At 73.1% G+C, this 17,158-nt stretch carries 11 protein-coding genes; 7 read left to right on the forward strand and 4 right to left on the reverse strand.

Annotated elements, in window-relative coordinates; translation table 11 throughout:
• Positions 1 to 8: 8 nt before the first annotated feature.
• A complete protein-coding gene (locus OG594_RS12425; protein WP_266598128.1) occupies positions 9 to 1,022 on the reverse strand; it encodes a hypothetical protein in 1,014 nt (337 codons plus the stop codon).
• Between the two features lie 108 nt (positions 1,023 to 1,130).
• Here OG594_RS12425 and OG594_RS12430 point away from each other — a divergent pair, with 108 nt between their 5' ends.
• The 3 genes from OG594_RS12430 to OG594_RS12440 all read left to right on the forward strand — a co-directional run bounded on the left by OG594_RS12430 (position 1,131) and on the right by OG594_RS12440 (position 5,434).
• Positions 1,131 to 2,264: a methyltransferase gene (locus OG594_RS12430; RefSeq protein ID WP_266598130.1), complete on the forward strand. Its 1,134-nt coding sequence runs from the start codon at positions 1,131 to 1,133 to the stop codon at positions 2,262 to 2,264.
• Positions 2,265 to 2,381: 117 nt separating this feature from the next.
• Positions 2,382 to 4,106 carry a DNA repair protein RecN gene (gene recN, locus OG594_RS12435; RefSeq protein ID WP_266602859.1) on the forward strand — a complete coding sequence of 575 codons (1,725 nt, stop codon included), beginning with the start codon at positions 2,382 to 2,384 and terminating at the stop codon, positions 4,104 to 4,106.
• A gap of 203 nt (positions 4,107 to 4,309) precedes the next feature.
• Complete coding sequence (locus OG594_RS12440; protein WP_266598132.1) at positions 4,310 to 5,434, forward strand: glycosyltransferase family 4 protein; 1,125 nt, start codon at positions 4,310 to 4,312, stop codon at positions 5,432 to 5,434.
• A gap of 286 nt (positions 5,435 to 5,720) precedes the next feature.
• Here the strand turns inward: OG594_RS12440 and OG594_RS12445 are convergent, their stop codons facing one another.
• The 3 genes from OG594_RS12445 to OG594_RS12455 form a co-directional block, all read right to left on the reverse strand.
• A complete protein-coding gene (locus OG594_RS12445) occupies positions 5,721 to 7,340 on the reverse strand; it encodes a PucR family transcriptional regulator (RefSeq protein ID WP_266598134.1) in 1,620 nt (539 codons plus the stop codon).
• Between the two features lie 35 nt (positions 7,341 to 7,375).
• Positions 7,376 to 8,758 carry an FAD-binding oxidoreductase gene (locus tag OG594_RS12450; protein WP_266598136.1) on the reverse strand — a complete coding sequence of 461 codons (1,383 nt, stop codon included), beginning with the start codon at positions 8,756 to 8,758 and terminating at the stop codon, positions 7,376 to 7,378.
• Between the two features lie 107 nt (positions 8,759 to 8,865).
• Positions 8,866 to 10,695, reverse strand: a complete 1,830-nt coding sequence (locus OG594_RS12455; protein ID WP_266598138.1) for a glycoside hydrolase family 15 protein — start codon at positions 10,693 to 10,695, stop codon at positions 8,866 to 8,868.
• Between the two features lie 446 nt (positions 10,696 to 11,141).
• Here OG594_RS12455 and OG594_RS12460 point away from each other — a divergent pair, with 446 nt between their 5' ends.
• The 4 genes from OG594_RS12460 to ald all read left to right on the forward strand — a co-directional run bounded on the left by OG594_RS12460 (position 11,142) and on the right by ald (position 16,970).
• The gene (locus OG594_RS12460; protein ID WP_266602861.1) at positions 11,142 to 12,812 is read left to right on the forward strand and encodes a CTP synthase; all 1,671 of its coding nucleotides are present in this window, start codon (positions 11,142 to 11,144) and stop codon (positions 12,810 to 12,812) included.
• 83 nt (positions 12,813 to 12,895) lie between these two features.
• Positions 12,896 to 13,531 carry an NUDIX hydrolase gene (locus OG594_RS12465; protein WP_266602863.1) on the forward strand — a complete coding sequence of 212 codons (636 nt, stop codon included), beginning with the start codon at positions 12,896 to 12,898 and terminating at the stop codon, positions 13,529 to 13,531.
• 182 nt (positions 13,532 to 13,713) lie between these two features.
• Complete coding sequence (locus tag OG594_RS12470; RefSeq protein ID WP_266598140.1) at positions 13,714 to 15,702, forward strand: tetratricopeptide repeat protein; 1,989 nt, start codon at positions 13,714 to 13,716, stop codon at positions 15,700 to 15,702.
• A 152-nt stretch (positions 15,703 to 15,854) separates the two neighbouring features.
• A complete protein-coding gene (ald, locus tag OG594_RS12475; RefSeq protein WP_266598142.1) occupies positions 15,855 to 16,970 on the forward strand; it encodes an alanine dehydrogenase in 1,116 nt (371 codons plus the stop codon).
• Positions 16,971 to 17,158: the final 188 nt, after the last annotated feature.

Raw genomic sequence — 17,158 nt, forward strand, 5'->3', positions numbered from 1 at the left:
GCCGTCGGTCAGGCGGTGCCGGAAGGGGTGAGGTACCGGAGCCTCTGGCGGGCGAGCCGCTCGGCCGCGGCCACCCCGCTCTCCGCCCGCTCCCCGGCGGCCTGCGCGGCCTGGGCCATCAGCAGACTGGGCTCGGCGGAGCCGCCGAAGCGGTCGCACACCCACACGTGCGCGTCGTAGAGGTGTTGGACGGCGGCGTGCACGGCGGTCGCGGAGGCCGGGGCCAGCCGGTCCAGGCCGCCGCCGCGCTTCAACCGCCGCATCCAGTTGACCAGTTCCTGGTGGTCGCGGGTCTGGAGTCCGCTGAAGCCGGCGTTGACCGCGGGCGGGGCCATCGTCTCGCGCACCTGCGCGTACAGCTCGGGCGGGAAGTCCGCGGCGTAGCGCATGGAGACCGCCGTGCTGCGGCACAGCCAGCCGAAGGAGCGCACAGCGGCCTCCTCCTGCGCGGCGGTGGCGCCGGGACGGTCGAGCCGGCGCAGGGCGACGGTCAGGAGCTGGAGCATCACGAAGAACCGCTGGTGTCCGACGAGCCAGCGCCGGTTGGCCGCCTCGACGGGTCGGGCGGGCCGCCAGGGCCCGGCCTTGACGGCCGGCAGCAGGGTGTCGGTGAGGAAGCCGGTCACGCCCAGCAGCAGGTTGTCCGGGTCCTCCTCCAGGGTGCTGCCGCTGGCCGCGAGGTCCTCGCGGACCAGTACGTCGCTCACCAGGACGGCCTTGGCGAGCAGGGCCGCACTGTCGCCCAGTCCCCGCCGGACCTCGAAGAAGGCGTCGTGCACACAGCTTCCGGCCGGTGGTTCGCCCGCGAGCGGAATGGTTTTGTCAGGCAGGGCGGCGAGCCGGGCGAGCAGCTCCGCCCGGGCCGCGGCGGCGTCGGCGTCGGAGCCCATGGCGGCGGTGTACCCGGCGCCCCCCAACTCCGCGATCAGGCCGGCCAGCCGGGCCCCCACGGGGGCCGGGGAGCCCGGCAGCTCGGCGGGGAGCAGCACGGCCGGGCCGTCCAGGCCGACGGCGTTCGTCACAAAGACCTCCTGAGTCACATGCGTTAACTCTATGCACTTGAATAACTACCATACGTGTTAAGAGGGGTGGCTCGGTCAGTCGGTGATCTCGAAGTGAGGAGCGGTGCGATGGCACGGACCGTCGAAGTGGAGACGGAAGGGCGGCCCGGGGACGGGCGGCCGGAGCCGGACCGGGGGCCGGGCGCGCCGCCCACCCCCGTGCCGCTGATGGAACTGACCACCGGTTTCTGGCGGTTCAAGGTGCTGGCCGCCGCCGTGGAACTCGGCCTGTTCACCGTGCTGGCGCGGCTGGACGCGGCCGACGCGCGGCGGATCGGCGCCGAACTGGGTCTGCACCCGCGCCCCGTCCGGATGTTGCTCGCCTGCTGCGCGGCCCTCGGCCTGCTCGACCGCGGGGACGACGGCCGCTACCGCAACGCGCCGACGGCGCAGGAGTTCCTCGTCGAGGGGCGCCCGCACTACTTCGGCGGGTTCGTGCGCTACTCGGACCGCTACGCCTACCCCGCCTGGCACCGGCTGGGCGAGGCCCTGCACACCAACCGCCCCACGACCTGGGACCCGGACACCCAGGAGTCGGCCTTCGTCACGGCCGATCCCGGCATCCTGGAGGGCTTCTGGGAGGCGATGTTCACCCTCTCGTCCTTCACTGCCGCCGAGCTCGGGGAGGCGTACGACTTCACCGCCCACCGGCGGCTGCTCGACGTCGGCGGGGGCACCGGAGCCTTTCCCGTCGGCCTGTGCCGCCGCCACCCCCATCTGCGCGCCACGGTCCTCGACCTGCCCCGCGTCGCCGCGATGGCCCGGGAGAAGGTGGCCGGCCTCGGGCTCTCGGAGGTGATCGAGGCGCGCGACGGCGACTTCCTGCGCGACGAGCGGCTGCCCGACGGACACGACGTCATCCTGCTGAGCATGATCCTGCACGACTGGGACGAGGGGACCGGGCGGAGGCTGCTGGACAAGTGCTTCGCCGCGCTGCCCCCGGGCGGCGCCGTGATCATCTGCGAGCTGGTCCTCGACGACGACGAGCGCGGTCCCGCCCCGGCGGCCCTGATGGGCCTCAACATGCTGGTCGAGACCCGGTCCGGGCACAACTACACCTACGCCGAGTACCGCGGCTGGCTGGCCGACGCCGGATTCGGGCCGGTTGCGGTCCTGCCGCTGGACGCGGCGGGCGCGAATGCCGCACTCGTCGCCCGCAAGCCGAATCGAGTCCGAAGCGGTTCCGGGCGCCTATCCCCGTAGTGCGAGGGGGAGTTCGGCCGGGAGAGCATTAATAGCACATGCGTTCGGAGAACTCGGGGCGGGTGACGTCACATGGCACCCATGAAACCTCGGTATCGTCGTCCCGTGCTTGAGGAGATGCGGATACGGTCGCTCGGGGTCATCGACGACGCGGTGGTCGAGCTGTCGCCCGGATTCACCGCGGTGACCGGCGAGACCGGCGCGGGCAAGACGATGGTCGTCACCAGCCTCGGGCTGCTGCTCGGCGGTCGCGCCGACCCGGCCCTGGTGCGGATCGGGGCCAAGGCCGCGGTGGTCGAGGGCCGCATCGTCATGCGCCCCGACGCCCCCGCGGCCGTACGCGCCGAGGAGGCCGGGGCCGAGCTCGACGACGGAGCCCTGCTGATCAGCCGGACCGTGTCCGCCGAGGGGCGCTCGCGCGCCCACGTCGGCGGCCGCTCCGTGCCCGTCGGCCTGCTCGCCGAGCTCGCCGACGACCTGGTCGCCGTGCACGGGCAGACCGACCAGCAGGGGCTGCTGCGCCCCGCCCGACAGCGGCAGGCCCTCGACCGGTACGCCGGGGACGCCGTCACCGTCCCACTGGAGAAGTACGGCTCGGCCTACCGCAGGCTCCGTGCCGTCGCCGTCGAGCTGGAGGAGATCACCACCCGGGCCCGGGAACGGGCCCAGGAGGCGGACCTGCTGCGCTTCGGGCTGGACGAGATCGCGGCCGTGGAACCGGTGGCCGGCGAGGACGCCGAACTCGCGGCCGAGGCGGAGCGGCTCGGGCACGCCGAATCGCTGTCCTCGGCGGCGCAGCTGGCGCACGCCGCGCTCGCGGGCAACCCCGAGGACCCGGAGGCCATCGACGCGAACATGCTCGTCGCGGGCGCCCACCGGGCCCTGGAATCCGTACGGTCCCACGACCCGGCCCTCGGCGCGCTCGCCGAGCGGATCGGGGAGCTCGGCATCCTGCTGTCCGACGTGGCGGGGGAACTGGCGGGCTACGCCGACGACCTGGACGCCGATCCGCTGCGGCTGGCCGCGGTGGAGGAGCGGCGGGCCGCCCTGACGCAGCTCACCCGCAAGTACGGCACCGAGGGCACCGTGGACGCCGTGCTGGAGTGGGCCGAACAGGGCGCGGCGCGGCTGCTGGAACTGGACGGCGACGACGAGCGGATCACCGAGCTGACCGCCGAGCGCGATGGACTGCGCGGCGAACTGTCGCTGCTGGCGCAGGCGTTGACGGACGCCCGGGTGGAGGCCGCGACGCGCTTCGCCTCCGCGGTGACGGCGGAGCTGGCCTCGCTGGCGATGCCGCACGCCCGCGTGACCATCGACGTCCGGCAGGCCGAGGACCCCGACGGCGTGGACGTGGACGGCCGCCCGGTCGCCTACGGCCCTTCGGGCGCGGACGAGGTCGAGCTGCTGCTGGCCCCGCACCCCGGCGCCCAGCCGCGGCCGATCGCCAAGGGCGCCTCGGGCGGTGAGCTGTCCCGGGTGATGCTGGCCGTCGAGGTCGTCTTCGCGGGCTCCGACCCGGTGCCCACCTACCTCTTCGACGAGGTCGACGCGGGCGTCGGCGGCAAGGCGGCGGTCGAGGTCGGCCGGCGGCTGGCGAAGCTGGCCAAGTCGGCGCAGGTCGTGGTCGTCACGCACCTGCCGCAGGTGGCGGCCTTCGCGGACCGACAGCTGCTCGTGGAGAAGACCAACGACGGATCGGTCACCCGGAGCGGCGTCACCGTCCTGGAGGGCGAGGACCGGATCCGCGAGCTGTCGCGCATGCTGGCCGGCCACGAGGACTCGGTCTCGGCCCGGGCGCACGCCGAGGAACTGCTGGCGGCGGCGCGCGCGGACGCGTGAGCCGCCCCGGCGGAGGACCGGAACGCACGGCGTTCCGGTCCTCCGCCGCGCCCGCGCCGGCCCGGAGATAGCCCGTGTGGGTGAGGCTGAAGGGCGTCCTGCACCATCTCGTACGGGATCCGCACCCGTATGGTCCCGGAACGCGCGTGCGGACTGGCATCCTTGGCGACGTCTCTGACTCCCTCACCCTGGAGCTTCGGCCCGTGAGCAGCTCCCCGGTCTCCACCTCCTTCCCGGCCCAGCCCTACGGCTGGCCGCCGCTGCGCACCGTGCAAGTACTGGGCGGCGGTGCGGGCGCGAGCAGCAGCGCGCACGTACGCTCGCTCGCGACCGGCCTCGCCGCGCGCGGGGTACGGGTCACGGTGTGCGCGCCCGTCCAGGCGGAGGGGGAGTACGACTTCACCGGCGCCGGGGCGCAGTTCGCGCCCGACGCGGTCAGCGTGTTGCGGGCCGCCTGCGCCGGGGCGGACCTCGTGCACGCGCACGGCGTGCGCGCCGGAATGCGCGCCGCCCTGGCCATACGGGGGCGCCGGGTGCCGCTCGTGGTGACCTGGCACGGCGAGGGCCCCGCGGCGGCCGGTGCGCTCGGGCGGCTGGGCCGGATGCTGGAACGGCACGTGGCGCGGGCCGCGGCGGTGGTGCTCGGGGCCTCCTCGGACCAGGTGGACGCCGCGCGGCTGCGGGGCGCCAGGGACGCGCGGCTGGCCCCGGTGGCCCTGCCGGTGGGCCCGGCGGGTCCGGAGGCGGCGGCCGACCCGGGCAAGGTGCGGGCGGAACTGGGCGCGGTGGAACGGCCGCTGCTGATCGCCGTCGGCAGCCTGGTGCCGCACCGCGGGTACTCCGTACTGCTCGACGCGGCACGGGAGTGGCGCGGCCTGGACCCGGCGCCCCTCCTGGTGATCGCGGGGGAGGGGCCGCTCCGGGCGGAGCTCGCCCGGCGGATCGAGGCGGAGGGGCTCCCGGTACGGCTGCTGGGGCGCCGCCGGGACGCGGCGCAGCTGCTGGCGGCGGCGGACCTGGCGGTCCTGCCGAGCCGGTGGGAGGCGCGGGCGCTGCTGGCGCAGGAGGCGCTGCGGGTGGGCGTGCCGCTGGTGGCCACGGCGGTGGGCGGTGTTGCGGAGCTGGTGGGGGACGGTGCGGTACTGGTCCCGCCGGGGGAGGCGGGGCCGCTCGCCTCGGCCGTGACCGGCCTGCTGGCCGACCCGGACCGCCGGGCCGCGCTGGTGCTCGCGGGGCGCGTCCAGGCCGCGACGTGGCCGTCGGAGGACGACACCGTCGCACAGGTCCTGTCCGTCTACGACGAACTGATGGAACGTACCCGCCGCTAGCCTCCCGGCGGGGTGACGGATTCCCCCTGCGGCCCACCCGCCGGGGACGCCTCAATCGCCGGCGGGGCTCGATGTGGCCGCCGTGCGTCGTCGGGTGCAGCTGCGTTTCCGCCTCAATCGCCGGCGATTGAGGCGCGGGTCCGGGCAGCCCGGGGAACGGTGGAAGGGCGGGTAGGGGACAGCCCCGCAGGGCACCGGTCCCCCGCCCGGGCGCCGACGGACGGAGTCCGGCGCAGCCGACCGAAGCCCAGGAGGCCCCCTGGGGCCGATTGGCGCGAAGGCGGCGTCAGGAAGGCGTGTGGCGGCGGGCGCGGAGGGCCAGGCTCAGGGAGAGGACCGTCTCGGGGTCGTCCAGGTCCGTGCCCAGGAGTTCCGAGATGCGGGCCAGCCGGTTGTACAGCGTCTGCCGGTTCAGATGGAGCTCGCGCGCCGTCTCCGCCTTGCGGCCCGCGTGCGCCAGGTACGTCTCCAACGTGGGCAGGAGCGGCGGGCGCGAGGTCGTGTCGTGCGTGCGGAGCGGCCCGATCGCCCGGTCCACGAAGGCGGCCAGGTCGGGGTGTTCGCGCAGCCGCCACAGCAGCAGGTCGATGTCCAGGCGGCGCGCGTCGTACCAGGGGCGCGCCGGCAGGCCGTGGGCCGCCGTCGCGGTCTCCGCGGCGTGGCGCAGGCCGGCCGAGGCCGCCGCCCAACCGCCCGCCACGCCGACGACCACGGCCGGCGGGGCGTCGGCCCGGTCCAGGCCCGCGCGTTCGACGCCCGCCCGCAGCGCGGCCGAGACCCGGTCCGCCACCGCCGTGCGCTCCGATTCCGCGCGCAGGGAGACCAGCAGCGGCACCCGGCCCTCGACCGGGCGGACGCCCAGCAGGACCGGGACCCCGACGGACGACAGCTCCTCCAGCACCGCGCGGGCCAGCACGGCCCAGTTCCCGGACGGTCCGAGGTCCGAGGCCAGCCGCATCACCACCGGCAGCAGCGGACCGCCGCCCGGCTTGAAGCCCAGGACGCGGGCCTGTCCCGGTGCGTCCTCCGCCGAGATGCGGCCCTCCGCCAGGTCCGTCAGGAAGTCGCCGCGGCCGCGCGCCGCCAGCTCCTCCTCCTGCCGCGCCTGCATCAGGACGACGGCCAGGACGCCCGCCGTGCGTTCGGCCGCCATCCGGTGCACCGGGAGCAGCGGGGTCGAGACGCCGACCAGGACGAGCCGGGCCCGGACCGAGCCGGTGCCGTGGCCACCGCCCGGTACGTCGACCACCACCGTGTTCGTGGCGGGTTCGGCCTCGCGCTGGCCCCGGAGGCCCTCCCACACCTGGAGCGGGTCCGCGCCCGCGTCCCCGGCCGTGCTGCCGGCCGCGTACAGGAGTTGACCGTCCGGGGTCTCCAGGAAGACGGGGTTCCCCGTGAAGTCGGCCAGGATCCGCAGGACCTGGGGGATGCCCCCACCGCCCAGCAGGGCCTCCGTACAGCGCCGGTGGACCTCCTCGGCCCGCTGGAGCAGGGCGTAGTGGTGGTTGACGATCTCGGTGTGGACCTCCTCCGTGACCGCCACGAAGGGGACCTCCCGGTGGAGCTGGACCAGGGGCAGCCCCGCCGACCGCGCGGTCTCCACCAAGGTCGCCGGCAGCCGGGTGAAGCGCGGGCCCAGTTCGACCACGAGCGCGGCGATCCCGCGGTCCGCGAGGCGGCGGACGAAGGCCCGCTGCTCGGCCGGCCGGGTGCCGAGGCCCAGGCCCGTGGTCAGCAGCAGCTCACCGCCCTTGAGCAGGGAGGCGATGTTCGGCACCTCGCCCGCGTGCACCCAGCGGACGGTCCGGCCCAGGCGGTCGGCGCAGGCCACCACCTCCGGCAGTCCGCCGCGCAGCCCCGGCAGTTCCAGTGCCCGCTGAACCGTGATCCCGCCCTGGTTCTCCATAGCGCGGGACGCTACCGGCAGACCCGTCTCCATCGTCAGGCGGGCTGGATGTTGTGGTTGAAGCGGAAGATGTTGTCGGGGTCGTACTGGCGCTTGAGCGCGCCCAGTCGCTGCATGTTCTCGGCGCCGAGGCCCGAGACCACCCGCTCCACGCCCTCGTCCCCGGTGAAGTTGAGGTAGACCGCGCCGGTGCTCCACGGCCGGGCGTCGGCGCGGACGTCCTTGACCCACTGCCGGCAGCGCTCGTCGTCGGCCGCGTCCTCCCAGATCCCGAACGGGTGCACCACCCACGGCGAGTCGCGGTACGGCACCGGGTAGTCGGCCGGGCCGGAGGCCACGGCGCCGCCCTGCGGGAAGACCAGGTGCTGGGTGCCGGTCGGTACCGGCATGGCCTCGGCGCGGGCGCAGAAGACGTCCACGAACGCGTCGGGGCAGCCGGTGAGGTACTCGGCCGACCAGTAGTTCCGCATGCCCGGCGGGTCGTCGATCATGCACTGGAGGTCGGCGTACGGGATGGCCGTGACGATCTCCGACTCGTGGGGGATCGCCAGCAGCGGCTCGGCCAGCCCCCGCATCTCGTCCTCGGGGCCCGCGTACGTCAGCAGCGCCCCGGCCAGCAGCCGCCCGACCAGGTGCTGCGGGACGAACTCTTCGGGCGGGCCGGTGAGGTAGAGGGCGGCGCCCGAGGCCTCGGGCGGCGCGGCCTCGATGACGTCCCGGTACGTACGGACCACCTCGGGCCCGCGCTCCGGCAGGTACAGCAGGAACGCGATCGACATGGCGGGCAGTTCGTACAGCCGCAGGGTCAGCGAGGTGGCGATGCCGAAGTTGCCGCCGCCGCCGTGCAACCCCCAGAACAGCTCCGGGTGCTCCTCGGCGGTCGCGTGGACGAGCTCGCCGTCGGCGGTGACCAGCTCCGCGCCCAGCAGGTTGTCCACGGCCAGGCCGAACTTCCGGTCGAGCCAGCCGCTGCCGCCGCCCAGCACGTAGCCGCCGACGCCGGTGGTGGAGGCACGGCCGCCGGTCGTCGCCAGCCCGTAGGGCTGGCAGGCCCGGTCCAGGTGGCTCATGGTGGCCCCGCCCCCGACGTGCGCCGCCCCGGCCGCCGGATGGACCGTCACCTCGTGCATCCGCCGCAGGTCCACGACGAGGCCGCCGTCGTTGAGGGACATCCCGGCCACGCTGTGTCCGCCCCCGCGCACGGCGATGTTCAGGTCCAGTTCCCTCGCGAACCGCACTGCGGTCACCACGTCCGCCGTGCTCTCGCACTGGGCGATGACGGCCGGTCTGCGGTCGATCATCGCGTTGAAGAGCGTCCGGGCCTCGTCGTACCCCGGATCCTCCGGAGCGAAGACCTCGCCGGACAGATCCTCGCGGAGCGCGGTCAGGGCCGCGCCCGCCTTCGACAGGGGAGCCATGGCTGCCCCCTTCCACCGGAGGGAGGGCATAGGACACTTCCAGCGTAGGCGCGGACGATCACCGGGGCGCGGCGAGATGGTCCGCGGCCCCGGCGGGTCGACCGGGATCAGCCGCCGTACGCCCCGCTGGCCGTCAGCCGCAGGGCCGTGTCGATCAGCGGAACGTGGCTGAAGGCCTGTGGGAAGTTCCCGACCTGCCGCTGGAGCCGGGGGTCCCACTCCTCCGCGAGCAGGCCCAGGTCGTTGCGGAGCGACAGCAGCCGTTCGAACAGCCGCCGCGCCTCGTCCACCCGGCCGATCATCGCCAGGTCGTCGGCCATCCAGAACGAGCAGGCCAGGAAGGCCCCCTCGTCGCCCTCCAGGCCGTCCACGCCGGCCTCCTCGCCCGCCGTCGGGTAGCGCAGGATGAAACCGTCGGGCGTGGACAGCTCGCGCTGGATCGCCTCGATGGTGCCGATGACCCGCTTGTCGTCCGGCGGCAGGAAGCCCATCTGCGGGATCAGCAGCAGGGAGGCGTCCAGTTCCTTCGACCCGTAGGACTGGGTGAAGGTGTTGCGCTCCTTGTCGTAGCCCTTCTCGCACACGTCCTGGTGGATCTCGTCGCGCAGCTCGCGCCACCGCTCCAGCGGGCCGTCCGCGTCCCCGCTCTCGATCAGCTTGATCGTGCGGTCCACGGCCACCCAGGCCATCACCTTCGAGTGCACGAAGTGGCGGCGCGGGCCGCGCACCTCCCAGATGCCCTCGTCCGGCTGGTCCCAGTGGGTCTCCAGGTAGCGGATCAGCTTGAGCTGGAGCAGCGAGGCGTAGTCGCTGCGGGCGAGCCCGGTCATGTGGCCCAGGTGCAGGGCCTCGGTGACCTCGCCGTACACGTCGAGTTGGAGCTGGCCCGCGGCGCCGTTGCCGACGCGGACCGGGCGGGAGCCCTCGTAACCGGGCAGCCAGTCCAGCTCGGTCTCGCCGAGCTCCCGTTCGCCCGCGATCCCGTACATGATCTGCAGGTTCTCCGGGTCGCCGGCGACCGCGCGCAGCAGCCACTCGCGCCAGGCGCGGGCCTCCTCGCGGTATCCGGTGCGCAGCAGCGAGGAGAGGGTGATGGCCGCGTCCCGCAGCCAGGTGTAGCGGTAGTCCCAGTTCCGGACCCCGCCGATCTCCTCGGGCAGGGAGGTGGTGGGCGCGGCGACGATCCCGCCCGTGGGGCCGTACGTGAGGGCCTTGAGGGTGATCAGCGAGCGGATCACGGCCTCCCGGTAGGGCCCGTGGTAGGTGCACTGGTCGACCCACTCGCGCCAGAAGTCGGTGGTCGACTCCAGGGCCGCCTCGGCGTCGGGGGTCTCGGGCGCGTCGCGGTGCGAGGCCTGCCAGCTGATGCTGAAGGCCTTCCGGTCGCCGGGGCCGACGGTGAAGTCGGAGTACGTCGTCAGGTCCTCGCCGTAGGTCTGCGCGTCGGCGTCCAGCCAGACGGAGTCGGGGCCGGCCACGGCCACGGTGCGCCCGTCGACCCGGTGCACCCACGGCACGACCCGCCCGTAGCTGAAGCGCATCCGCAGTGCCGAGCGCATCGGCACGCGCCCGCTGATGCCCTCCACGATGCGGATCAGCTGTGGCGCGTGATCCTCTCGGGGTGGCATGAAGTCGATCACGCGGACCTTGCCGCGCGGGGTGTCCCATTCCGATTCCAGCACCAGCGAGTCACCGCGGTAGCGGCGGCGGGTCGCACGCGGAGCCTCGGTGCCCGCCGGGAACGACGGGCCGATCCGCCAGAACCCGTGATCCTCGGTGCCGAGAATGCTCGCGAACACGGCATGCGAGTCGAAGCGTGGCAGGCACAGCCAGTCCACGGCTCCGTCCCGGCAGACCAGTGCTGCGGTCTGCATGTCCCCGATCAGTGCGTAATCCTCGATGCGCCCGGACACGTGCATCTCCAGTCGAACGGCCACGTCCGCCCCGAAGGGCGCTTGCATTGCGCGGTTGCGCGGTCTCCTGTGTGCAGGGATCTCCGCGTGAGCCCATGATTCCGTATATCGGCTCGGTTAGGCCGTCTGACGGACTGCCCGGCGGTGATGTGTGCAATATCCGAGCAGGATATGACGGCACCCTAGTGATCTCCGTGATGCTGTGGAGAATGCGGTTGGGCCGAACGGGTGAGCAGCGGCGATGCCGCCCCGGCGCACTCCGGCACCGCCGTGCCGGGCGCGTGCGCCGCGTGCCCGGAGGCGGACCGCTCCGGGCGCTGATAGGCTGGTACCCCGTGGACCGGTGGTCTGCCTGTGCGAATCAGGAGCCCCGAAACCGCAGCTTCGGCGCCCCCTGAGACCCTTCCGGATCGACGGCGGCCAGTGCCGGACGCACCTCACTTCGCGACCACGGGAGCCCCCTCTTGGCGATGCCGCCCGCTGCTTTTCGAAACAGCACAGCCATGACGACCAAGCACATCTTCGTCACCGGGGGTGTCGCTTCCTCCCTCGGCAAGGGCCTGACGGCCTCCAGCCTGGGTGCGCTGCTCAAGGCGCGCGGTCTGCGGGTCACGATGCAGAAGCTCGACCCGTACCTGAACGTCGACCCCGGCACGATGAACCCGTTCCAGCACGGCGAGGTGTTCGTCACCAACGACGGCGCCGAGACCGACCTGGACATCGGCCACTACGAGCGCTTCCTCGACGTCGACCTCGACGGCTCGGCCAACGTCACCACCGGCCAGGTCTACAACACGGTCATCGCCAAGGAGCGCCGCGGCGAGTACCTCGGTGACACCGTGCAGGTCATCCCGCACATCACCAACGAGATCAAGCACCGCATCCGGCGCATGGCGACCGACGACGTCGACGTCGTCATCACCGAGGTCGGCGGCACCGTCGGCGACATCGAGTCGCTGCCGTTCCTGGAGACCGTCCGCCAGGTCCGCCACGAGGTCGGCCGCGACAACGTCTTCGTCGTGCACATCTCGCTGCTCCCCTACATCGGCCCCTCCGGTGAGCTCAAGACCAAGCCGACCCAGCACTCGGTCGCGGCCCTGCGCAACATCGGCATCCAGCCCGACGCCATCGTGCTGCGCGCCGACCGCGACGTCCCCACCTCCATCAAGCGCAAGATCTCGCTGATGTGCGACGTGGACGAGGCGGCCGTGGTCGCGGCGATCGACGCCAAGTCGATCTACGACATCCCGAAGGTGCTGCACACCGAGGGCCTGGACGCGTACGTCGTGCGCAAGCTCGACCTGCCGTTCCGTGACGTCGACTGGACGGTGTGGGAGGACCTGCTCGACCGGGTCCACAACCCCGACCACGAGGTCAAGGTCGCGCTCGTCGGCAAGTACATCGACCTGCCCGACGCCTACCTGTCGGTGACCGAGGCACTGCGCGCCGGCGGTTTCGCCAACAAGGCCCGGGTCCAGATCAAGTGGGTCACCTCCGACGACTGCAAGACCCCGGCCGGTGCCGCGGCCGTGCTCGGCGACGTGGACGCGATCTGCGTGCCCGGCGGCTTCGGCGACCGCGGCGTCAACGGCAAGGTCGGCGCGATCACCTACGCCCGCGAGAACAAGATCCCGCTGCTCGGCCTGTGCCTGGGTCTGCAGTGCGTGGTCATCGAGGCCGCGCGCAACCTCGCGGGCATCGAGGACGCCAACTCCACCGAGTTCGACGCCTCCACCCCGCACCCGGTCATCTCGACCATGGAGGAGCAGCTGGCCTTCGTCGAGGGCGCGGGCGACCTGGGCGGAACGATGCGCCTGGGCATGTACCCGGCCAAGCTCGCCGAGGGCTCCATCGTGCGCGAGGTCTACGGCGACGAGGCCTACGTGGACGAGCGCCACCGCCACCGCTACGAGGTCAACAACGCCTACCGCGGCGAGCTGGAGAAGAAGGCGGGCCTCGTCTTCTCCGGCACCTCCCCGGACAACAAGCTCGTCGAGTACGTCGAGTACCCGCGCGAGGTGCACCCCTACCTGGTGGCCACCCAGGCCCACCCGGAGCTGCGCTCGCGCCCGACGCGTCCGCACCCGCTGTTCGCCGGCCTGGTGAAGGCGGCCGTGGAGCGGCAGCAGTCCGCGAAGTGAGGGCCTGACCGCATAACGTAGGCAGCCGGGGCACGGATCGTGCCCCGGCTGTCGCGTTCTCGGGGAAGGTATCGGCCATGGCCATGGGCAACGACATCGTGGACACACCGGAGTCGTGGGAGGTCGTCGCCTCACGGACCCCGTTCGAGGGCGCGAAGACGGCCGTGAAGTCGGACCAGGTGCGGATGCCCGACAGCTCGGTGGTGCGCCGCGACTACCAGGTGCACCCGGGCTCGGTGTGCGTCCTCGCCCTCGACGAGGAGCAGCGGGTGCTGGTCCTCAAGCAGTTCCGCCACCCGGTGCGGCACCGGCTGTGGGAGCTCCCGGCCGGACTGCTGGACGTACCCGGCGAGAACCCGCTGCACGCGGCCCAGCGGGAGCTGTACGAGGAGGCGCACGCCAAGGCGGGCGAGTGGCGGGTGCTGGCCGACTTCTTCACCTCGCCCGGCGGATCCGACGAGGCCGTCCGGATCTTCCTCGCCCGGGACCTGGCAGAGGCCGAGGGGGAGCGGTACGCGGTCTCCGAGGAGGAAGCGGACATGGAGATCGCCCGGGTCCCGCTCGCGGACCTGGTCCGCGGGGTCCTGGCGGGCGAACTGCACAACCCGGGGCTGGTGACCGGGGTACTGGCCCTCGCGGCGGCCCTCGCCTCCGAGGGCGGCATCGAGGCCCTGCGCCCGGCCCTCGCCCCCTGGCCGGCCCGCCCCTACGAGGCGTAGAGGGTGTCTTGCCGATCAGGCCGGGCCCCGCGGGGTCCCGGCCGCGCGCGCCGCGCGAGCGGCGCGTGAAAAATAGGTCCATCTGCTGATCCGATCGGGGGATTTGTCCGCCACGCTCCACCCGGGTCGTCGCTCTGCGTGAACTACGCTCGCAATCCGGTGGCAGGGAGAGGAGCGGATCCGTGGCGGATTTCGTCGGGCGGCGGCGTGAGCTCAAGGAGCTGCGCGAGGACATCGCGCGGACCGGGCTCGACACCCTCTCCGGCCGCAAGGCCAAGGCGCCCCGGGCCCGGGTCCTGCTGGTCGCCGGGCGGCCGGGCTCCGGGCGCACGGCCCTCGCCGAGGCCTTCGTGCACGAGGTCGCCGAGGAGTATCCCGACGGAGTGCTCCGCACCCGGCTCACCGCCCCCGGCGGGGAGACCGTGGCCACCGAGCGGGCCGTCCGGAGCCTGCTGGAAGGACTGGGGCTGCCCACCCCGCCCGGGGCCGGTGAGGACGAGCTGAGCTCCGCGCTGCGCACCGCCCTCGAAGGCCGCCGGGCGATCATCCTGGTCGACGACGCCGCCGATCCGCAGCAGGTGGACGCCCTGCTGCCGGACACCCCCGAGTGCCTCGTCGTGGTCACCGCCGAGGGGCCGCTCACCGGGATCCCCGACGTCCGGCCCTGCACCCTCGGCGGACTCGACACCCCCTCCGCCGTGGAACTGCTCGTCCAACGCATCGGCGACACCCGGGTCACCGCCGACCCCCGGGCCGCCGAGGCCCTCGCCGAGGAGTGCGGGGGCCAGCCCGCCGCGCTCGTCCTCATCGGCGGGTGGCTCGCCGCCCACCCCAAGGCCGCCGTCGCCGACGTGGCCAAGCAGCTCCACGACATGCCCGCCACCACCGGCGGCCCGCTCGCCCGCGGCTTCCGGCTGGTCTACGACTCCCTGCCGCAGCCCGCCCAGCGGACCCTGCGGCTGCTGCCGCTCGCCCCGGCCGGCATCGTCGACTCGCACACCGCCTCCGCCCTCGCCGGCTGCTCCGTGGCCGCCGCCCAGTCCACCCTGGACGACTTCGCCGGACTGGGCCTCGTCCGCCCCTCCCGCGACGGCCTCTTCCTGCTGCCCGGCTGCCTCGCGCCGCTGCTCCAGGCCCTGCTGGAGGCCAAGGAACGCCCCGCCGAGGTCCAGCTGGCCCGGGCCCGGATGCTGGAGCGCACCGTACGGCTGCTGCACTCCTGCCGGGCCATGGCCGAGGCCGAGGAGCCCGGGGTGGACGCCGCCGTCGACGACGACCTCCGCGAGCTGCTGGACGGCCTGCCGCGCGCCCTGCGGTTCCCCGACCGGCGGGCCGCCGCCACCTGGCTGGACACCCGGCTGCCCGCGCTCACCGCGGCCGCCTCCCTGGCCGTGGCCGACGGAGGGCTGGACACCCTGGCCCGCCGACTGGTCGCGGCCCTCGTACGGGCGCTGGCGGACCACCGGGGCACGGCCGGGGCCGCCCCCGAGCTGTACGGGCTGCACCAGCTGGTCCTGGACGTGGCCGAGCGCCGCGGCCTGCACCGGGAGCAGGCCGCCGCGCTGCTGAACCTGGCCGACCTGGACGCATCGACCGGCCGTACCCAGGAGGCCCTGGAGCGCTACCGGGCCGCGCTGGACGCCGGACGGGCGGCGAACGATCCGTACGCGACGGGCCGCGCGATGGAATCCGTAGGGGGCGCCTACCAGGAACTGGCGGACTGGCACCGGGCCTCCGACTGGTTCGGCCGGGCGCTCTCGCAGGCCCTCGCACGGGGCGAGCGCGCGGACGAGGCCCGGCTGTACGGGCGGCTCGGGAACGTCCACACCTACGCGGGGCGGTACGGGGACGCGCTGCGCAGCTGGCGGGCGGCCGCCGCGGGCTACCGGAAGCTGGCCGATGTGCCCGGTCAGGCAAAGGCGTTGAGCGAGATGGCGCGGGTCCAGGAGTACGCCGGTCGGCCCGAGGAATCGCTGCACACCTGCCGAGAGGCGGTGGAGCTGGCCCGCAGGGCGGGCGACCAGCGACTTCAGGCCGCACTACAGGTCCGACTGGCCGACACGCTGGACAGACTGGGGGACCCCGCAGCTGCCAGGCTGCACCGCTCCGCAGCCGACAGATTGCTGGGAGATGACCCCGCAGCCTGCGAAATCCGTAGTGCTTCCGACTAAGATTATTGGTTTGCAAGGCTAGACAGCGACTCATCCTTCATTAGACTGGGTTCACCGCGGCATCCCGTGGTGCATCCCGTTGCGCGTTCTTGTGGGCGGGTATGTATGGAAGTGCCCCGTAATATCCCCTGAGCCAAGGACCGTGATCGACGATGAAGGTCGGCATCCCCCGCGAGGTCAAGAACAACGAGTTCCGGGTCGCCATCACGCCCGCCGGCGTGCATGAGCTGGTCCGAGGCGGCCACCAGGTCTTCATCGAGCAGAACGCCGGTGTGGGCTCCTCGATCACGGACGCCGAGTACGTCTCGGCCGGCGCCGAGATCCTCGGCACCGCCGACGAGGTCTGGGCCACCGCCGACCTGCTGCTCAAGGTCAAGGAGCCCATCGCGGAGGAGTACCACCGCCTCCGCAAGGACCAGACGCTCTTTACCTACCTGCACCTGGCGGCCTCCCGCGAGTGCACGGACGCCCTGCTGGAGTCCGGCACCACCGCCATCGCGTACGAGACGGTCGAGCTCGCCAACCGCGCGCTGCCGCTGCTCGCCCCGATGTCCGAGGTCGCGGGCCGGCTGGCCCCGCAGGTCGGCGCCTACCACCTGATGCGCTCGGCCGGCGGCCGCGGCGTCCTCCCGGGCGGCGTCCCCGGCACCCACGCCGGCGAGTGCGTCGTCATCGGCGGCGGCGTCTCCGGCTGGAACGCCGCGCAGATCGCCATCGGCATGGGCTTCCACGTGACCCTGTTGGACCGCGACATCAACAAGCTCCGCGAGGCCGACAAGATCTTCGGTACGAAGATCAAGACGATCGTCTCCAACGCCTACGAGCTGGAGAAGGCCGTCGTCGAGGCCGACCTCGTCATCGGCGCGGTACTGATCCCGGGTGCGAAGGCCCCGAAGCTGGTCACCAACGAGCTCGTCGCCAAGATGAAGCCCGGAAGTGTCCTTGTCGACATTGCGATCGACCAGGGCGGCTGCTTCGAGGACTCCCGTCCGACCACTCACGCCGAGCCGACCTTCCAGGTCCACAACTCGGTCTTCTACTGCGTCGCCAACATGCCGGGCGCGGTGCCGAACACCTCCACCTACGCGCTGACGAACGCCACGCTGCCCTACATCGTGCAGCTCGCGAACCTCGGCTGGGTCGAGGCGCTGCGTCGTGACCCCGCGCTCGCGCTGGGCCTCAACACCCATGACGGCCAGGTCGTTTACGGTCCCGTCGCCGAGGCCCACGGCCTCGAGACCCTCGAGCTGAGCACGCTGCTCGGCTGACACGTCAACGACTGACGTCAATCTCACGTATCCGGCCGGACCTTGCCCGCAAGGTCCGGCCGGCCGCGTTTGCGCGGTGCCCCAAGACCCCGCTCAACTCGCCTCGAACGTAACCCTTTAACCCTTTCGCACACCCGCGAAACTTCGCAGCGACAGCTCGTGCGCCCTTGACAGAGCGGTGTTCGGTT

Origin of the sequence: Streptomyces sp. NBC_01214, assembly GCF_026340975.1 — a bacterium.
In the GTDB taxonomy this organism is placed as follows: Bacteria; Actinomycetota; Actinomycetes; order Streptomycetales; family Streptomycetaceae; genus Streptomyces.

Bases quoted from the DNA above. Each gene is read 5' to 3' on its own strand.
- OG594_RS12460 (WP_266602861.1), top strand. From the start codon at position 11,142: ATGCCGCCCGCTGCTTTTCGAAACAGCACAGCCATGACGACCAAGCAC.
- OG594_RS12445 (WP_266598134.1), bottom strand. From the start codon at position 7,340: ATGGAGAACCAGGGCGGGATCACGGTTCAGCGGGCACTGGAACTGCCG.
- recN (WP_266602859.1), top strand. From the start codon at position 2,382: ATGCGGATACGGTCGCTCGGGGTCATCGACGACGCGGTGGTCGAGCTG.
- OG594_RS12430 (WP_266598130.1), top strand. From the start codon at position 1,131: ATGGCACGGACCGTCGAAGTGGAGACGGAAGGGCGGCCCGGGGACGGG.
- OG594_RS12465 (WP_266602863.1), top strand. From the start codon at position 12,896: ATGGGCAACGACATCGTGGACACACCGGAGTCGTGGGAGGTCGTCGCC.
- ald (WP_266598142.1), top strand. From the start codon at position 15,855: ATGAAGGTCGGCATCCCCCGCGAGGTCAAGAACAACGAGTTCCGGGTC.
- OG594_RS12450 (WP_266598136.1), bottom strand. From the start codon at position 8,758: ATGGCTCCCCTGTCGAAGGCGGGCGCGGCCCTGACCGCGCTCCGCGAG.